We start from the raw sequence: 16,217 nt of genomic DNA, 5'->3' as shown, positions 1-16,217 counted from the left end.
ATGAACGGGGGCAAAGGGGTTTAAGCCTGTACGGTATTCATCAATACCGACATTTCATCCTTAACCGACTGTACCTGCGGCCCAATAACGACCTGGAGGTTATGCTGGTTGAGTTTGACGACGCCAATGGCGCGGTTAGCCTTCAGTGTATCGACATCCACTTTATCCATATCGCTTACCGACAGACGCAGGCGGGTGATGCAGTTGTCGAGGGACACGATGTTCTCCGCACCGCCCAGCGCCGCCAGGATAGCCGGGACGTTGTAGCCCGATTTACCGGTTGCACCGCTGGTGGTGTGCTCAGCAGCTGGTGCGGTATCGATGTCGCGGCCCGGGGTTTTGATATTGAAGCGCACGATAGCGAAGCGGAAAATCGCGTAGTACACGGCGAACCAGACCGCGGCCACCACCGGCACCAGATACCACTTGGTGGACAGACCGTGCAGGATGCCGAACACCACGAAGTCGATGATATTGCCGTCAGTGTTGCCGATGGTTACGCCCAGAATCGCCATCATGGTGAAGCCCAGACCGGTCAGCAGCGCATGAATCACATACAGCACCGGCGCCACGAACAAGAACAGGAATTCGAGTGGCTCGGTGGTGCCGCCAACCACGCAGGCAATCACGCCGGAAATCAGCAGGCCCTTAATTTTATGACGATTTTCCGGACGCGCGCAGTGGTACATCGCCAGCGCAGCGCCCGGCAGGCCGCCGAGGAAGGCCGGCATTTTACCCTGCGATAAGAAGCGGGTGGCGCTTTCTGAGAAGCCGTGAGTTGTCGGGCAGCTCAGCTGCGCCTGGAAAATAGTCAGCGCGCCGCTGACGTCGTGGCCGCAGACGTCCATGGTACCGCCTGCTTCAGTAAAGCGAATCAACGCGACCAGAATATGATGCAGGCCAAACGGCAGCAGCAGACGTTCGCCGGTACCGAAAATCATCGGGCCGAAGTCACCGGCGCTGTTGATTACGTGGCCCAGCGCGTTGATGCCCATAGCGAAAATTGGCCATACCAGCGGGATCACCAGACCAACCAGACCGAGCACGATGGTGGTGATAATCGGCACGAAGCGGGTGCCGCCGAAGAAGGCCAGCGCGTCCGGCAGGCGGATAGTGTGGAAGCGTTCATGCAGCATCCACACGATAATCCCGCAGATGACCGCGCCAAGGATCCCGGTGTCGATGGACTGAATACCGATAATATTCTGAATGTTATTGGCTTTCAGGATCGCCGCATCGGTGGTGGGCAGAATGCCTTTTGCCGTCAGCCAGAAGTTAACGGCGAGGTTCATGACCGCGTAGCCAACAAAACCGGCGAAGGCGGCAACGCCTTTGTTGTCGCGCGCCAGACCCAGCGGGATGGCAATACAGAACATCACCGGCAGGAAGCTAAAGGCGAACGAGCCAACTTTGCTCATCCAGATAAAGACCGCTTGCAGGAACGGCGTATCGAGCCAGGGCAGCAGCGTCGTCACGTCATGACTGCTTAACGAACTGCCGATGCCGAGCATAATCCCACAGAAGGAGAGCAGCGCGACCGGCAGCATAAAGGTTTTGCCAAGCTGCTGGAAGAACTCCCAGAGGGTGACTTTTGGTGCGGTTTTCGCCGTCATGAAGCGACTCCTTATCCTGAAAAAGGGTTTCTTTTGAGTAACGGGAAAGGAAGATAAAACGTTTTATCATTTTTTAGTGAGAAACAAATCACAAAAGCAAGTGATAATACAGTTTATAAAGTACATACATTGATAAAACGTTTTATCGCTTAAGCAGAAGGAGTCGCGCAGGAGCTATGGCGATTGCAAAGAAAGTCACCATTAACGATGTTGCGCTGGCGGCAGGGGTTTCTGTCAGTACCGTTTCGCTGGTCCTGAGCGGCAAGGGGCGAATCTCGTCGGCAACCGGCGAGCGGGTTTATCAGGCCATTGATCAACTAGGGTTTGTGCGTAATCGCCAGGCGGTCTCGCTACGCGGCGGCCAGACGGGAGTGATTGGCCTGATTGTTGGCGACCTGTCATCGCCTTTTTACGCAGAACTGACGGCGGGGATGACTGCTGCGCTTGAGTCACAGGGCAAAATGGTTTTTTTAACCCAGGGTGGCAAACGTGGGGAGCAGATGCTGCAACGCTTTGAAACCCTGGTTTCGCAGGGCGTTGACGGCGTGGTGATCGCCGGGTCGGTGGATCAAGCTTCAGAGCTACGGGCCAAAGCGGCAGAAACCGCCACACCGCTGGTATTTGCCTCGCGCGCGAGCTACCTCGACGAGGTTGATATTATTCGTCCGGACAATATGCAGGCCGCACAGTTGGTGACCGAACATCTGATTCGTCGCGGTCATCAACGTATTGCCTGGCTTGGCGGGCAAAGTTCGTCGCTCACACGAGCGGAACGAGTAGGCGGCTACTGTGCCACGCTTATCAAGTACGGTCTGCCGTTTCATAGCGAGTGGGTGCTTGAGTGCGAGTCCAGCCAGAAACAGGCGGCGGAAGCGATAACCGCGCTACTTCGCCATAATCCGACCATCTCGGCAGTGCTTTGCTACAACAGCGTGATCGCCATGGGCGCGTGGTTCGGTCTGATGCGAGCAGGTAAACAAAGTGGCGAAGACAGCGTCGAGAGCTACTTTGAACAGCGTGTGGCGCTGGCGGCGTTTGCCGACGTGCCGGAGGCGGCGCTGGATGACGTCCCCTTGACCTGGGTGACGACGCCCGCCCGGGAAATGGGCCACAGCGTGGCCGAGCGGATTTTACAACGTATTGATACCGGCCAGGGGGCGGCGAGAAATCTGATTATGCCGCCGCGGCTGGTGGCGCGAAAATAATAAAAAGCCCCTCATTGAGGGGCTTTCGTTCATGGTGGGGAGACGGTTACGGCGCGGGTGCGGCGGCCGGTTCTTCCGGGTCAGCCAGCGTCGGAATACCAAACATACCGACAAAATCATCCAGCGGCATTTTCTGCCCGTTCAGCGTCACCTGACCATCGGCGTACTGCAGGCTGCTGGTGATAGCGTCATCCTGCGTGGTGGTCAGGCGGAACATCTGGCCCATTGCCGCCAGCCCCTGTACCTGCTGTTTGGCAAGCTTCGCCGCTTCATCCTGCTGATAGCCTTCCAGCTGTGCAACCTGGGTCATCAGTTCGGTGGCCATCCCGGTAGGGATGTTGAGTTTGGCATCCAGCGATTTCACGCCACGATCGAGCTGCTGTGCCAGCGTCTGTGCTTCACCGGTGGCCTGAGACGGGTCTTTCAGCGCCAGTGACAGGTTCAGCGAACTTTCGCCTTTGGCATTTTTCCAGCTAAGCGGTGACAGTGTCACAACTGGGTCGCCTTTCAGCAAAATCGGCAGCGAGCTGAATAGCGCGTCGACCGCTTTCTGCTGATACAGCTCCGGGTTTTGCGCCAGATCCGGCTGCGCCATCAGCGCCTGAGTCTGCGCCTGGTACTGCTGGCTGAACTGATGCATTGCTACGCCGTCGATACCGTCAACTTTCAGCGTCAGCTGTCCGCTGCCGAAATCTTTATTTTGCAGCTTCAGGCTGTTGAGCGAGTAGTCCAGTTGGCTGTTGATCTTTTTGCCATCGGCGGTCAGCTCAGATTTGCCGGCGATACGCATATCGTTCAGCTCGGCCAGATCTTTTCCTTCCACACCAATCGCCAGGCGCTCAACGCTCAGCGTCTGGTCGCCGATGCGCTCATCAAAGGTGGTCAGTTTGCTGGAGCCGTCAGTTTTCAGGTTGTTGAAAGTGAACTGCACTTTCTGACCGTATTCGTTAACCGCGTTCACCTGGCCGCTTTTGGCTTCGCCGGTCAATGACACCAGGCTGCCCTGGTTGTCGGCGGAAAGCGTGAATTCACCGCCGCTAAAGGTCACCTTGTCGGTCTCTTTTTCGTAATCCAGCGGTTTGAGTGAGATTGCGGATGCGGTATCGCCGTTGTAGCTGATGCGGGTGTTGATATCAAACGGCGATTGCCCTTTGGCGATATCAAACAGCGGCTTGGTGACGTCGTTATTAACCAGCACCGTGTTGACTGAGGCCATGGCAGGCACCAGGTTGAAGGATTTCAGCGAAGCCAGCGGGAAGGGACCATGGCTGACGTTTTCGTCCAGCAGCACGCTCTGACCCGGCTTCAGCCATGAGTCTTTAGCGCCAGCCTGCGGTTTGACGACCATTTTCAACTGACTGCTGAACACGCCGCGCTGGTAATCCTGATAGCTCAGCTCCAGTCCCGCTTCCGGCGCGGTCAGCTTCAGCTGAGCGTTCGCCTGCGCGACCATTTCGGCGATACGTGATTCAAGCTGTTTACCCGTGTACCAGGAGCCCGCCGTCCAGATAACCCCTAAAGCGATAATGACACCTGCAGCAACCCGCGTTTTTTTCATCGTATTTGTCCATAAAAATGAAACCAGGCGGGAAGGCCGCCTGGTTAAGTCATAAGGCTATGCCAAAGAGTAGCAAGCCTGTCCGCAAACTTCAGTATTTACTTTAACTTATTATATACACGCGCTAAACGACCGCTGCCGCTCACCTGTACGGGTGACTCATTGGCTGCGACAAAGGCGGATTCACCCGGTTTCAGCACCAGACGCTGACCGTTTTTACTGAGTACCGACTCACCTTCCACGCAGAAGACAATCGCCGCGCCGTCCTGAGCGAGGCTGGCTTGCTCTGCGGACAAATCGTGCAGGGAGAATGCGAAATCATCGACCGGAATCGGGAAATCCAGCTCGGCGCCGTGCTGAGTCGGTTGGGTGAGCAGTTCGTTCGCCGGTTTGGCGGTGAATTTGACGTTGGCGACCAGCTCCGGAATATCAATGTACTTCGGCGTCAGGCCGGCGCGCAGCACGTTGTCGGAGTTGGCCATTACCTCAAGGCCGGTGCCACGCAGGTAGGCGTGCGGCGTTTCGGCAAACAGGAACATCGCATCACCTGGGTTCAGTTTAACGATGTTCAGCAGCAGCGGGGAGAAGAGGCCGCTATCGTCCGGGTAGAACTCGGCAATCAGGCGGATGGCGTCCCAGGCGTCGCCCTGTTGCGTTTCCAGCGCGGTACGCAGCACGCGCAGGGCGTGGGCTTTTTCTTCTCCCTGCATATTTAGCAGGCCGGCGAAGAGGGCGCTGAGGCGCTCACTGGTTGGTTCGGCGATAAACTGGCCGATAATCGGGTTGGCTTCAGCCACCGGCGTAAGCAGGGCGGCGATGTCAGCAAATTCGCGGAATGCGTTCATCGCCAGGAACGGCGTCAGGGCAAAAACCAGCTCCGGCTTGTGATTGGGATCTTTGTAGTTACGCTCGGCGGCATCCAGCGGGATACCGGCGGCGTTTTCTTTGGCAAAACCCACTTCGGCGGCCATTTTGCTCGGATGCACCTGAATGGAGAGCGGCTGTGCGGCGCACAGCACTTTAAACAGGTAAGGAAGCTCGCCAAAACGGGCGGCGACTTTGTCGCCCAGTAGCGCGGTTTTGTCGGCATCAATGACATCACGCAGCGAGTGTACGGTTCCTTCGTTATCCGTTATCTTTGAGCTGCTCTTGGGATGCGCGCCCATCCACAGTTCCGCCATCGGCAGATCGTCAGGATTGGCCATTCCGTAGAGTTCCGTTAACGCAGTTTTGCTGCCCCAGGCATAGTTTTGCACTGAGTTGATGAGTTTTTGCATTATCAAGCCCTGTTTTAATGTGGATTCTTTGCGACGTATTAAAGCAAAAAAATGCGCTCTCGTATCCTCAAGAAATAAAAAGTCGTACTAGTCTCAGTTTTTGTTAAAAAATTGTGTACGATAGGGTAACTCGCTTTTAACCTGGGCAAATGGAAAGACTGCCCTTCACCACATCATCAAAGCTGTAAGTGAGAGCACAATGTCGAATAAACCTTTTTATTATCAGGATCCTTTTCCGTTAAAAAAGGACGAGACCGAATATTATCTGTTGAGTAACGACTACGTTTCCGTCGCAGAATTTGAAGGGCAGGAAGTCCTCAAAGTTGCCCCGCAAGCGCTGACGCTTCTCGCCAAACACGCCTTCCATGACGCCTCCTTCATGCTCCGTCCCGCGCACCAGCAGCAGGTGGCCGATATCCTGAACGACCCGGAAGCCAGCGAAAACGACAAGTACGTGGCGCTGCAGTTCCTGCGTAACTCCGATATCGCGGCCAAAGGCATTCTGCCAACCTGTCAGGATACCGGCACCGCGATCATTATGGGTAAAAAGGGGCAGCGCGTGTGGACCGGTGGCGGTGATGAGGCGGCGCTGGCGCGCGGGGTTTACGATACCTTTATCGAAGACAACCTGCGCTACTCGCAGAACGCGCCGCTGGATATGTACAAAGAGGTCAACACCGGCACCAACCTGCCGGCGCAGATCGATCTCTACAGCGTGGATGGCGATGAATATAAATTCCTGTGCATCGCCAAAGGCGGCGGCTCGGCGAACAAAACCTATCTTTATCAGGAAACCAAAGCGCTGATCACCCCGGCGAAGCTGAAAAGCTATCTGGTTGAGAAGATGCGCACCCTCGGCACCGCGGCCTGCCCGCCGTACCACATTGCCTTTGTCATCGGCGGTACGTCGGCTGAAGCGACGCTGAAAACCGTCAAGCTGGCCTCGACCAAATACTATGACGGCCTGCCGACCGAAGGTAACGAGCACGGTCAGGCGTTTCGCGATGTGCAGCTCGAAAAAGAGTTGCTGGAAGAAGCGCAGAATCTGGGCCTCGGCGCACAGTTCGGCGGAAAATACTTCGCCCATGACGTTCGCGTGATCCGTCTGCCGCGTCATGGCGCTTCTTGTCCGGTAGGGATGGGCGTCTCCTGCTCGGCTGACCGTAATATCAAAGCCAAAATTAACCGCCACGGTATCTGGATTGAAAAACTGGAGAACAACCCAGGCAAGTATATTCCGGAATCGCTGCGTAAAGCCGGTGAAGGCGAAGCGGTGAAGGTAGATCTCAACCGTCCGATGAAGGAGATCCTGAAGCAGCTTTCTCAGTATCCGGTCTCGACGCGTCTGTCGCTCAGCGGCACGATTATCGTGGGGCGCGATATTGCGCACGCCAAGCTGAAAGAGCGTATGGACAAAGGCGAAGGTCTGCCGCAGTACATTAAAGATCACCCGATCTACTACGCGGGCCCGGCAAAGACGCCGGAAGGCTACGCTTCTGGCTCTCTCGGCCCGACCACGGCAGGGCGTATGGACTCCTATGTTGACCAACTGCAGTCTGAAGGCGGCAGCATGATCATGCTGGCAAAAGGTAACCGTAGCCAGCAGGTAACCGACGCCTGTCATAAGCATGGCGGTTTCTATCTGGGCAGCATTGGCGGCCCGGCGGCGGTGCTGGCGCAAAGCAGCATCAAGAGTCTGGAGTGCGTGGAGTATCCTGAACTGGGGATGGAAGCGATCTGGAAAATCGAAGTGGAAGACTTCCCGGCGTTTATCCTCGTGGACGATAAAGGCAACGACTTCTTCCAACAGATTCAGGCGTCACAGTGCGCCCGCTGCGTGAAGTAATCTTTTAACCGCCCTTCGGGGCGGTTTCTGTTTGTACCATAATCATCTTAGCCTGCTTGAGCAATGTCAGTTCACAATCACTTTGAATTCAAGGAGAAAGTAATGACAACGTCACGCCGCGAAAGCGATTCTATGGGGCCGATTGAGGTTCCCGCCGACAAACTGTGGGGCGCGCAAACCCAGCGATCCCTTGAGCATTTTCGTATCTCCACCGAGAAGATGCCGGTTTCGTTGATTTACGCCCTGGCGCTGACCAAGCGCGCGGCGGCTAAGGTGAACCAGGATTTAGGTCTGCTGAAGGCCGACAAAGCCGGCGCTATCATTGCGGCAGCGGATGAGGTGTTGAACAACCAGCATCCGGATGAGTTTCCGCTGGCTATCTGGCAGACCGGTTCGGGCACGCAGAGCAACATGAACATGAATGAAGTGCTGGCAAACCGTGCGAGCGAGCTGCTGGGCGGCGAGCGTGGCATGTCGCGATTAGTGCACCCGAATGACGATGTGAACAAAAGCCAAAGTTCTAATGATGTGTTCCCCACGGCGATGCACGTGGCGGCGGTGATTGCGTTACGCGAACATCTGCTGCCGCAGCTGGCTGTGTTACAGGAAACGCTGCGTGAGAAATCCGAGCGTTTTCGCGATATCGTTAAAATTGGCCGTACCCATCTGCAGGATGCTACGCCGCTCACTTTGGGCCAGGAGTTCTCCGGTTGGGTCGCGATGCTGGAGCATAACCGTCGCCACCTGGAACAGAGTCTGCCACATTTGAGCGAGCTGGCGCTGGGCGGCACGGCGGTGGGGACCGGGTTGAATACGCATCCAGAGTACGCGGTACGGGTGGCGCAGGAGCTTGCTGCATTGACGCATCAACCGTTCGTCACCGCGCCAAACAAGTTTGAAGCGTTGGCCACCTGCGATGCGCTGGTGCATGCGCACGGCGCGTTAAAAGGGCTGGCAGCCTCGCTGATGAAAATCGCCAACGACGTACGCTGGTTGGCTTCCGGCCCTCGCTGCGGTATCGGTGAACTGTCGATACCGGAAAACGAGCCGGGGTCATCCATTATGCCGGGTAAAGTGAATCCGACTCAGTGTGAAGCGATGACCATGCTTTGTTGCCAGGTGATGGGCAATGATGTGGCGGTCAACATGGGAGGAGCCTCGGGTAACTTTGAACTGAACGTTTATCGACCGATGATTATTCATAATTTCCTGCAGTCGGTACGTTTGCTGGCGGATGGCATGGAAAGCTTTAACGAGCACTGCGCCGTGGGCATTGAACCTAACCGCGAACGCATCGATCAGTTGCTTAACGAATCGCTGATGCTGGTGACGGCACTTAACACGCATATTGGTTACGATAAGGCGGCTGAAATTGCTAAAAAAGCGCATAAAGAGGGGCTGACGTTGAAGAATGCGGCGCTGGCGTTAGGGTATCTCAGCGCCGAAGAGTTCGATCGTTGGGTACGTCCGCAGGATATGGTCGGCAGTCTGACGGATAAGGTTTAATCGGTCGCCAGCCAGAGGTGGAGTCGGGGAATTATCAGCCGTAGCGGCTGCGCCTCGGGTTTGTGGCGATACTGTACGTTATCGGCGTCATAGTTTAACAGCTCGCCCAGGTCAGGTACGCTGACGCCATTGCGACCGGAAATCACCGCAATCAGTGGGCTGGGACAGGCGTACTGCACTTGCTTTTGTTCGCCCGCGTACCATACGCGGGCAATCGGCTGTACCTTCACTGGACGCTTAATCTTCAGCCTGGCTTTCTGCGGCAGGGCGGCAATGTCCTGATACTCACGTTCCAGACGCGCTTGCCACTGCTCGCGGGTCCACGGCGAGACGGCTCGCGGTGACTTCAGGCTTTTCTCCAGTTGCGCCAGCACTTCATCGCGCGTCAGATTTTTGATGATATGTTTATTCGCCCAGCCAAAACGAATCGTGCTCGGGTCGGAGAGCAGCGCAAGCGAGCGGTAGGCATTGAGCGTAATCAGCCCGGGGATGTAGCGATGCACCCATTCGAAGCGCGACACGGGCGGTAGGCCGGAATCAACGGTGATGATTTTTTCCAGTTCAGCCTTCAGGCCGTTAATCTGTTGCACTCGGGCGCTTATCGCCTCGTGTTGCTCGCTGCTGGCCTGCAGGCAGATGGCGCCCGGCAGGCGCACTGCCGCTTTACTGCTGCGGTTTTCTGACTGCTGCTGGATAAACAGATGGCTAAAATGCTGGAGCGCCATGGCAAACGCTGTCTGCCCCAGATGCTGTTGTACCTGAATCTGCGAGAGCGGCGCGTGTTCAGACTCTTTACGGACCTCAGGCAGCACAAAAATGCGCGCTGTCAGCAGACGGCATGCCGACAGTTCGTTACGCAGTTCGGCAAGGTTGCGCTCAAGCTGGCGAAAAGTATCGGTGAGTCGTTCAACGAGATCGTAGCGGGTCACGGTAGTTGTCCTGATTAATTAGTTACAACATACTAAATGTATAGTCACTATAAGCCAGGATGCGGCACCGTGCAAACCGCGGTCAGCTAGCCGCGGGCAGGGAGATGTGGTAGTAAATCGGCCACTGTAAGCTGAAGCGCGCACCGCCAAGCGGACTGCTATCGCAGCTCGCGTGGCCGCCCATCGCAGTGGCGATGGAGTGAACAATCGCCAGACCCAAGCCACAACCGCCGGTGGCGCGATCGCGGCTGGGATCGAGGCGCACAAAGGGCTCGAAGACGCGTTCGCGTTCTTCAGCGGCAATGCCGGGGCCATCATCGTCCACCTGCAGGCAGGCCATGCTGCCGTTGAGCGTGAGGCTTATCTGAATTTTCGCCTGGCTGTAGCGCATGGCGTTATTAATCAGGTTATCGAGCACGCGTTCCATCAGGCGCATATCGAGTGCGCCGTAGTCGCCTTGCGTCAGCTGATTCAGCGTGATTTCGCGCTGCGGGTTTACCGCCTGTACGTCTTCAACGTGTGCGGCAATCCAGCCAGGGAGGTCGGGCGTGGTGAGCGACAGTTCGGTTTGCGGGCGATCGAGACGGGCATAGGTGAGCAGTTCCTCAATCAGGGCTTCGAGCTGGCCAATGTCCCGATTAAGCGCCTGTGATTCGGCTTCAGTGAGATTCTCACTCATTTCCAGCCGATAACGTAAGCGCACCAGCGGCGTGCGCAACTCGTGGGCAATACCGTCGATGAGCTGTTTTTTGCTGGCGATCAGCGCGTTGATGTTGTCGGCCATCTGGTTAAAGGCGACGCCTAAACGCTCAAAGCTCGACAGGCTGTCAAAGTGAATACGCTCTCCCAGATGTCCGTCACCAAAGCGTTGGGCGGCATTTTCCAGGCGCAGCATGTCCTGCCAGTGCGGACGCATCCAGATAAACACCGGGAAGGCCAGTGAAATAGCGATAAACGCCATTAGCGCAATATCGAGCAGGCGCATCTCGTGCATAAAATAGAGATAGGGGATGGGACCGACGGCCAGCACGTAGTGGCTGCGCGGAATGCGCTGAATAAAGGTGTATTCATCGTCCAGCGCCACGATATCGCCTGCACGCAGGTGCTGCATGGCGTTTTCACCCAGCTGGAATTTGCTCAGCGGTTCAATACGTAGATCGAACGACAGGTTCAGATCCAGCTCGTTGAGGGTTTTGCTCCAGTTACGCGGGGGAATTTCGCGCAGCTCGCTACGCATTAAATAGAGTGAGCTCTTCATCAGGTCATCAAGCGACTGACGACCCGCGCGTTCGGCGGTAAATTTATAGACCAGCCCGACCAGCATGGTCATGACCAGAAAGCAGACAAACAGCAGCAGATAGAACTGCACAAACAGCTTTTTCATTTAAAACCACCGAACGTTCAATGTGTTAGCTATAGCGCGTCAACCTCCGGGGGCACCTGGGGGACACTGCTGTATCCGCCGATGCGCTGGTTCAGGAAAGCTATCTGATCACCGTCGAGCGCGTTTATCCAGGCAGAGTACACCGTATAAACCATTTCTGCATTCTCGTGACCCATCTGATTGGCAATAAACGCCGGGTTTGCCCCGGCAGAAAGCATCCAGCAGGCGTAGGTATGACGCGTCTGGTACGGACGGCGCCGGCGAACACCTGAAAGACGTATAGTTGTGTTCCACAGCGAGCTGATTGAATTGACTGAGTAGTGACTCGACTCGCTTGCTCTCCTTTAGCCTTCCTCGGCATGAAAACGAAATGCAGTTGGTGGATCTCAGATTTGCCAAACTCGCGCTGGCTTATCTCGACCGGGACTTTGGGGAAGTGGCCGGTTAAAGCATGCTGTGCTTTTAGTGCTTCCAGGGCTGGCGTAAGTAGCTTAATCATCCTTTCACCTGCGCGGGTTTTGGGTGGGCCGAATATGCCTTGTTGAGTCAAATTTCGGTGGATGTGTATTTCACCTTTCTCCAGATCAACATCCTCCCAGGCAAGGCCGCATAATTCGCCCGGGCGAACGCCGGTATAAAACGCGACCTGCCACATGTTTTTTTGCTTTACCGGTGCCGTCTCTCGAAAAATTTGGTATTCACTTTGCAAGAATGGATCCGGCTTCACACGATTGCGATGCAGCCGCTTAATACCGTCAAATGGTCGGTGAGTGATGTATTTATTCAGATATCCAAACTCAAGGATCTGCCGAAGAATTGCCAGGTAATATTCGACAGTCCTGACGGCACGGCCTTGTTTGTTGCTACGACGGCTGGGCTGGTAATGTGTCTCACCGCAGAGCAGTTCCTTTCGCCAGACAAGTATATCGTTGTTGTTTATATCGCTAAGAAGGGTGGATGCACCAATTAGGATCTCCAGCGTCCGGATGGAAATCCCATAACTGCGAACGGCATTGGGAGAAAGTGTGATCTTATGGCCTTCAAACCAGAGTTTGGCGAGTTCGCCAAACGTTAAAACGCTCTTCGTTGTTTGAAACGATTTGGCTGTTTTGGATTCAGGAAAGTAGGCCAGATAATCGAAATTACCCAATTGGATGTCGCTAACTATACGGGCGCGCAGATTACCTGCTTTTTTCAGGTTCGAGGGGGTAGCACTCCAACCTTGTAGAACTTCACGGCAGCGTTTCCCTTGATAGAGAAACCAGATCCGGATGTTCTGGCGGTGGAGTTCTACTCCTGTAGGTAAAGCAGGCATCACGCCTCCGCGACAAATTGGTTTATCCGCGGGTAGTTGTACCAAAGAGTACCGTGCTCAGATTTGCAGCCTGGCGCCAGAATTGCAGACTGAGGAATTCGCTTAAAATGGAACCCTTCAGCCCAGTGAACCTGACGATAGCTGGTGATCTGGCGTTCAGTAAGCCCGGTTTTTTCTCGAAGTCCGGCTTCAACTACCCATTCTCTGTCGAAGACGATATTAGGCATGGTCTGTATCTCGTGTTTTGCCCGCCTGCGCGCGCAAAAGCCCAGCCCGCCGGATATGGTCTTCTCCGGCGGAGTTTATTCAGGCTGGTGGCGGTAGGGCGGGACAGTTGGTGGTAGGGTTAATATTGGTTCGCGCCTTGGCAATCGCGAATGCTACGCCTATGCAGGCAAAGGCTAGAGGGCAGTTTATTGAGGGAGGCCTTGCTCCACGTTTTTCAGGTCATTTTCGGCGAAAAGGATAGAGGTTCGCGCTGATCGCAATCGGGCTTTGGCGTTCTTTTCCTCGCGTTCAAGGTTGGCAACCGCCTCGCGGAGTTCATCCCGTCGCTTATGAAGTTTGGTTATCTCGGTTATGATCGATTCACCTGCATATGCGACGGACAGAATATGCTCGAAAGGGTCCAGAACAATCCCGCACTGGGTGCAACGCAGAACTCGCTCGGCCTCTTCGACAATTACGGCTCCATGCTTGCAGCATTTTTGAGCATATTCTTTACGGTCGGTAACAACGATGTTCAGCGAGTTCTCTTCGTCGCGCCGGGGCTGCACCAGCGGCACGATGTTATCTATGCTTTCGTCCACTACGATTTCTCCAATAAAAAATGACTGGGGCTATCCTTCGTCATGCGATAAATGATTACTACTTTAAGCGTTACTAAATAGGTTGCTTATCATCACGTAGACAATAAATATTTTATGGCTTTTGAAGCTCAAGACATGGAGTTATATGTGTTTTTTTGGAATGTTTTCATTATGTAACTTTGGCCGTTGTCTTAACCCAATGAAATAATTGAAAATATAAAACAATCTTAAACGTTAGACGAAATTATTATGTCTAATATTATTAAAGCGCATACTGATACGGAGGGCTATATGGATAGATTTATTGTTATAATAGTGCTGTTAACGATTGGTGTATCTAATGCAATGGCGAAAGATCTTCCCGCCTCTTGCATGGCTATTAGTGATCAGGTGAATACGCCAAGCGAAATGAGTGTTACGGTTACTAATAATTGTGGTGAGTGCGCTGTTGGCACTGTAAATACATTTCTTGATGGGAGTGCTTTAAACTTCGCAGGAAATCTTACACTACAACCAAATCAGTCAAGTAGGCAGACTGTTCCATTAAATAAAGGTTTTGGAACATATCAAATTAAGGTGTTGAGTGTCAAAAGTTGTAGCTAGTTGGCTTTGTGAAACTGTAATTGAAGTAATAAGCTCATACCGTTTACCTAGTTAAGGTAGGCGGTATGAATTACTTAAAAGTTAGTGATTATTTTTTAATTTAAGGGATGGGCCCATAGAACTAAGCGTCTGCAAACAATGATACAGGGCGAAGAACGCAACTACGCCAAAGACCATCTCAAAGCCATTTACTTTGATATTCCACAGGCTCGGCGGCTTTGATAGTTTTCATTCTGTTTGCGCTCCTTGTGCAACTTCATTTAGCCACAGGCATTCAGTACGTTGTACCGAACCGGCAAAGCCGTTAGCGGCTGTAGTGCGCGTCACTCGTTATCACCAACCTGAACAAAGCCGCCGGCAACGACGCTGGCTGGATATGTTGCCCCCTCAGACCAGTAGCCTTCGGTGTCTTTGACGCATTTAAGGAATATCAGATTGCTCATTTTGCGTCGTCCTCAATCCGCTTGAACTCGATAACCCACACCCATGGATTAGCCTTCCAGGACGCTTCGCCGTAGATGGAACTCCACAACCACGAATAAGCCTCTTGTGCGCTGTGGCTCGCCATACCGAAATACTGCGCGCCGGGTTGCAGGCAATAACGCCCGGAGGCCGGTAGCTGGCAAAGCCCCTCCCGCAGGACGTCGCGATCGCTGATACTTTGCAGGTGCTCCACTCGCACCTCGGTAATTTCCAGCAGAATACGGCTGGCCCAGCGGGGCATGTGGATCGCCGGGCGCCACGGAAAACCACGCTGGTTTATGTCTTCACACCAGTTATCAGCTGCGAAAACGGGATGCCAGTAGTTGTCTTCTTCTTTCGGAATTGACGGGGCGTATGTCGTTTCGTCGACATACCCATCGTCGTTAAGCTCCTCATGGATTGCCTGCCAGGTTTCCCGCACCCAGATGCGGTCGCCGGGCTGGCCGAGAGGGCAACGAAGAGCATCGTTGATCATGTCTGAAAAATGGATGCTTTGACCGGGCTCGTACATTACAGGTTGCGGCTTGATGATTCGCCGGGTCTGCGTTTTCCGGCCGTCGAGAATGGCGCGAACTAGGCCACCTTTAAAGAGTATCGGGCGCTCTTTCATAGTGAACCCCTTACGGCAAGGAAGGTGTCCATCGCCTTGTCGACAATCTTCGAATTGTGGTATTTGCTGATAGCCCAGGTGATGGCGAACAAAATCCAGCGGAAATGGGTGGTGTAGGTTTTATAGGTAATGTCGGTGCACAACCCCCATACATCAACGCATTCAGGCCAATCAGCCTCATTAACAGCGTTGTATGCTACTTGGTCATTGCCGAAGTCCTCCCGACACAGGTCGCGGACCGTTTCACGGATCCGGGCTTTGTCGCTGTCCGGTTCGTAGCTTTCGTCGTCCCAGTCAACGTCCGGCTCTTCTTCTTCGTCGTCGTCAATGAGGTAGTCACTCAGCCATTCTTTCATGCTCGTGCAAAATGCGGCGTGGTCGTAGTCCTGCGCCAGCAAATCGTACGCACGACGACCAGCACCAGCTTCCAGCTTTTCGGCCCAATAACCGGTATTGATCTCACCATCCCAGCCCCCGAAGAATTTGAACATGTCGTATGTGCGACTGAACGTCCAGGTGCCCATATCGCCGCTAACGGTCAGATAGCCAGGCCAGGTGATAATATCGTAGTAATAGCAACTGGTGCCGGGCTCCTGCATGCGAAGATGCCGATAAACACCTTCCTCGCGGATAATTTTCAGTCGATGCTCGGCGGTATCAAGCAGAAAGCGGGTGGATACATCAGATTTACTCATACCGCACACTCCGGGATGTGCTTAAAGGACCACTTGCGGAATGCTTTGCGCAGGTCGCCTTTTGTAAACCGTAAGCCGCGCTTGGCGTTGAAGCGGGAATTTCGGGGGCGTTTCGGTATCCCAAAGCTGAACAAGCAACTGAGAGCGTCATCCATGTTCATAAAAACATTCATAACGCGATTGGTACCATGCCGTAAAAGGACTACTGGCTTGATCTCTTCCGGGCGTTTCCACGCTGATTTATCGCTAAATAGCGCCATGCGCATCGAGGTTCGGAAGTCGTTTGATTTGTCGGTTGGCTTCATATGGCGCAGATATAAAGCGCCTTTGCGGTATTTGCTCATGATTAACCTTTGGTCGTGGTATCTCGTGGATAAGGCGCGT

Annotated in this window: 14 protein-coding genes and 1 pseudogene; 4 read left to right on the top strand and 11 right to left on the bottom strand. The window is 54.2% G+C overall.

The annotated features are described in order from the left end of the window. Nucleotides 1-20: 20 nt before the first annotated feature. Nucleotides 21-1,613 carry a maltose/glucose-specific PTS transporter subunit IIBC gene (malX, locus tag GY169_RS12415; protein ID WP_167575933.1) on the bottom strand — a complete coding sequence of 531 codons (1,593 nt, stop codon included), beginning with the start codon at nucleotides 1,611-1,613 and terminating at the stop codon, nucleotides 21-23. A gap of 176 nt (nucleotides 1,614-1,789) precedes the next feature. Between malX and GY169_RS12410 the strand changes: the two genes are divergently transcribed. Continuing rightward, nucleotides 1,790-2,818, top strand: coding sequence for a Mal regulon transcriptional regulator MalI (locus GY169_RS12410; RefSeq protein ID WP_167575932.1), 1,029 nt, complete (start codon nucleotides 1,790-1,792; stop codon nucleotides 2,816-2,818). Between the two features lie 46 nt (nucleotides 2,819-2,864). Here the strand turns inward: GY169_RS12410 and GY169_RS12405 are convergent, their stop codons facing one another. Both GY169_RS12405 and manA read right to left on the bottom strand, forming a co-directional pair. After that, a complete protein-coding gene (locus tag GY169_RS12405) occupies nucleotides 2,865-4,376 on the bottom strand; it encodes a YdgA family protein (protein WP_167575931.1) in 1,512 nt (503 codons plus the stop codon). A gap of 98 nt (nucleotides 4,377-4,474) precedes the next feature. Next, entirely contained in the window at nucleotides 4,475-5,653 is a 1,179-nt protein-coding gene (gene manA, locus GY169_RS12400; protein WP_167575930.1) for a mannose-6-phosphate isomerase, read from the bottom strand. Nucleotides 5,654-5,852: 199 nt separating this feature from the next. On the opposite strand from manA, the gene fumA reads away from it, so the two are divergent. Both fumA and fumC read left to right on the top strand, forming a co-directional pair. Next, on the top strand, nucleotides 5,853-7,499 hold the full coding sequence (fumA, locus tag GY169_RS12395) for a class I fumarate hydratase FumA (protein WP_167575929.1): 1,647 nt from the start codon (nucleotides 5,853-5,855) through the stop codon (nucleotides 7,497-7,499). A 102-nt stretch (nucleotides 7,500-7,601) separates the two neighbouring features. Further along, entirely contained in the window at nucleotides 7,602-9,005 is a 1,404-nt protein-coding gene (gene fumC / locus GY169_RS12390) for a class II fumarate hydratase (RefSeq protein WP_167575928.1), read from the top strand. Here fumC and tus read toward each other — a convergent pair. From tus to GY169_RS12365, 5 genes and pseudogenes are all read right to left on the bottom strand, one after another. Continuing rightward, on the bottom strand, nucleotides 9,002-9,934 hold the full coding sequence (tus, locus tag GY169_RS12385; protein ID WP_167575927.1) for a DNA replication terminus site-binding protein: 933 nt from the start codon (nucleotides 9,932-9,934) through the stop codon (nucleotides 9,002-9,004). The genes fumC and tus overlap by 4 nt on opposite strands. Before the next feature lie 82 nt (nucleotides 9,935-10,016). Beyond that, entirely contained in the window at nucleotides 10,017-11,318 is a 1,302-nt protein-coding gene (rstB, locus tag GY169_RS12380) for a two-component system sensor histidine kinase RstB (protein ID WP_167575926.1), read from the bottom strand. A 29-nt stretch (nucleotides 11,319-11,347) separates the two neighbouring features. Continuing rightward, nucleotides 11,348-12,633: pseudogene (locus GY169_RS12375) on the bottom strand (tyrosine-type recombinase/integrase). Then, on the bottom strand, nucleotides 12,633-12,860 hold the full coding sequence (gene xisR / locus GY169_RS12370; RefSeq protein WP_167575925.1) for an excisionase family protein: 228 nt from the start codon (nucleotides 12,858-12,860) through the stop codon (nucleotides 12,633-12,635). Before xisR ends, GY169_RS12375 begins: the two are co-directional and overlap by 1 nt. A 186-nt stretch (nucleotides 12,861-13,046) precedes the next feature. Beyond that, nucleotides 13,047-13,442, bottom strand: coding sequence for a hypothetical protein (locus GY169_RS12365; protein WP_167575924.1), 396 nt, complete (start codon nucleotides 13,440-13,442; stop codon nucleotides 13,047-13,049). Nucleotides 13,443-13,691: 249 nt separating this feature from the next. Here GY169_RS12365 and GY169_RS12360 point away from each other — a divergent pair, with 249 nt between their 5' ends. Beyond that, the gene (locus GY169_RS12360; RefSeq protein ID WP_167575923.1) at nucleotides 13,692-14,045 is read left to right on the top strand and encodes a hypothetical protein; all 354 of its coding nucleotides are present in this window, start codon (nucleotides 13,692-13,694) and stop codon (nucleotides 14,043-14,045) included. Nucleotides 14,046-14,484: 439 nt separating this feature from the next. Here the strand turns inward: GY169_RS12360 and GY169_RS12355 are convergent, their stop codons facing one another. From GY169_RS12355 to GY169_RS12345, 3 genes are read right to left on the bottom strand one after another with little or no spacing between them, the layout of a single operon-like run. Beyond that, complete coding sequence (locus tag GY169_RS12355) at nucleotides 14,485-15,138, bottom strand: hypothetical protein (RefSeq protein WP_167575922.1); 654 nt, start codon at nucleotides 15,136-15,138, stop codon at nucleotides 14,485-14,487. Next, on the bottom strand, nucleotides 15,135-15,833 hold the full coding sequence (locus GY169_RS12350; RefSeq protein WP_167575921.1) for a hypothetical protein: 699 nt from the start codon (nucleotides 15,831-15,833) through the stop codon (nucleotides 15,135-15,137). The genes GY169_RS12355 and GY169_RS12350 overlap by 4 nt, the downstream gene beginning before the upstream one ends. Further along, on the bottom strand, nucleotides 15,830-16,177 hold the full coding sequence (locus tag GY169_RS12345) for a hypothetical protein (protein WP_167575920.1): 348 nt from the start codon (nucleotides 16,175-16,177) through the stop codon (nucleotides 15,830-15,832). The genes GY169_RS12350 and GY169_RS12345 overlap by 4 nt, the downstream gene beginning before the upstream one ends. Nucleotides 16,178-16,217: the final 40 nt, after the last annotated feature.

The sequence above is a fragment of the Kluyvera genomosp. 3 genome, assembly GCF_011765685.1.
Lineage (GTDB): Bacteria > Pseudomonadota > Gammaproteobacteria > Enterobacterales > Enterobacteriaceae > Kluyvera > Kluyvera georgiana_A.
Note: the sequence above shows the minus strand (reverse complement) of the source record. Positions and strands in the feature narration are given on the sequence as shown.

What these genes read in the sequence shown, in the direction of transcription:
- xisR (WP_167575925.1), bottom strand. Translation starts at nt 12,860, where the DNA reads ATGCCTAATATCGTCTTCGACAGAGAATGGGTAGTTGAAGCCGGACTT.
- malX (WP_167575933.1), bottom strand. Translation starts at nt 1,613, where the DNA reads ATGACGGCGAAAACCGCACCAAAAGTCACCCTCTGGGAGTTCTTCCAG.
- GY169_RS12405 (WP_167575931.1), bottom strand. Translation starts at nt 4,376, where the DNA reads ATGAAAAAAACGCGGGTTGCTGCAGGTGTCATTATCGCTTTAGGGGTT.
- GY169_RS12360 (WP_167575923.1), top strand. Translation starts at nt 13,692, where the DNA reads ATGTCTAATATTATTAAAGCGCATACTGATACGGAGGGCTATATGGAT.
- GY169_RS12345 (WP_167575920.1), bottom strand. Translation starts at nt 16,177, where the DNA reads ATGAGCAAATACCGCAAAGGCGCTTTATATCTGCGCCATATGAAGCCA.
- fumC (WP_167575928.1), top strand. Translation starts at nt 7,602, where the DNA reads ATGACAACGTCACGCCGCGAAAGCGATTCTATGGGGCCGATTGAGGTT.
- rstB (WP_167575926.1), bottom strand. Translation starts at nt 11,318, where the DNA reads ATGAAAAAGCTGTTTGTGCAGTTCTATCTGCTGCTGTTTGTCTGCTTT.
- GY169_RS12355 (WP_167575922.1), bottom strand. Translation starts at nt 15,138, where the DNA reads ATGAAAGAGCGCCCGATACTCTTTAAAGGTGGCCTAGTTCGCGCCATT.
- GY169_RS12410 (WP_167575932.1), top strand. Translation starts at nt 1,790, where the DNA reads ATGGCGATTGCAAAGAAAGTCACCATTAACGATGTTGCGCTGGCGGCA.
- fumA (WP_167575929.1), top strand. Translation starts at nt 5,853, where the DNA reads ATGTCGAATAAACCTTTTTATTATCAGGATCCTTTTCCGTTAAAAAAG.
- manA (WP_167575930.1), bottom strand. Translation starts at nt 5,653, where the DNA reads ATGCAAAAACTCATCAACTCAGTGCAAAACTATGCCTGGGGCAGCAAA.
- GY169_RS12350 (WP_167575921.1), bottom strand. Translation starts at nt 15,833, where the DNA reads ATGAGTAAATCTGATGTATCCACCCGCTTTCTGCTTGATACCGCCGAG.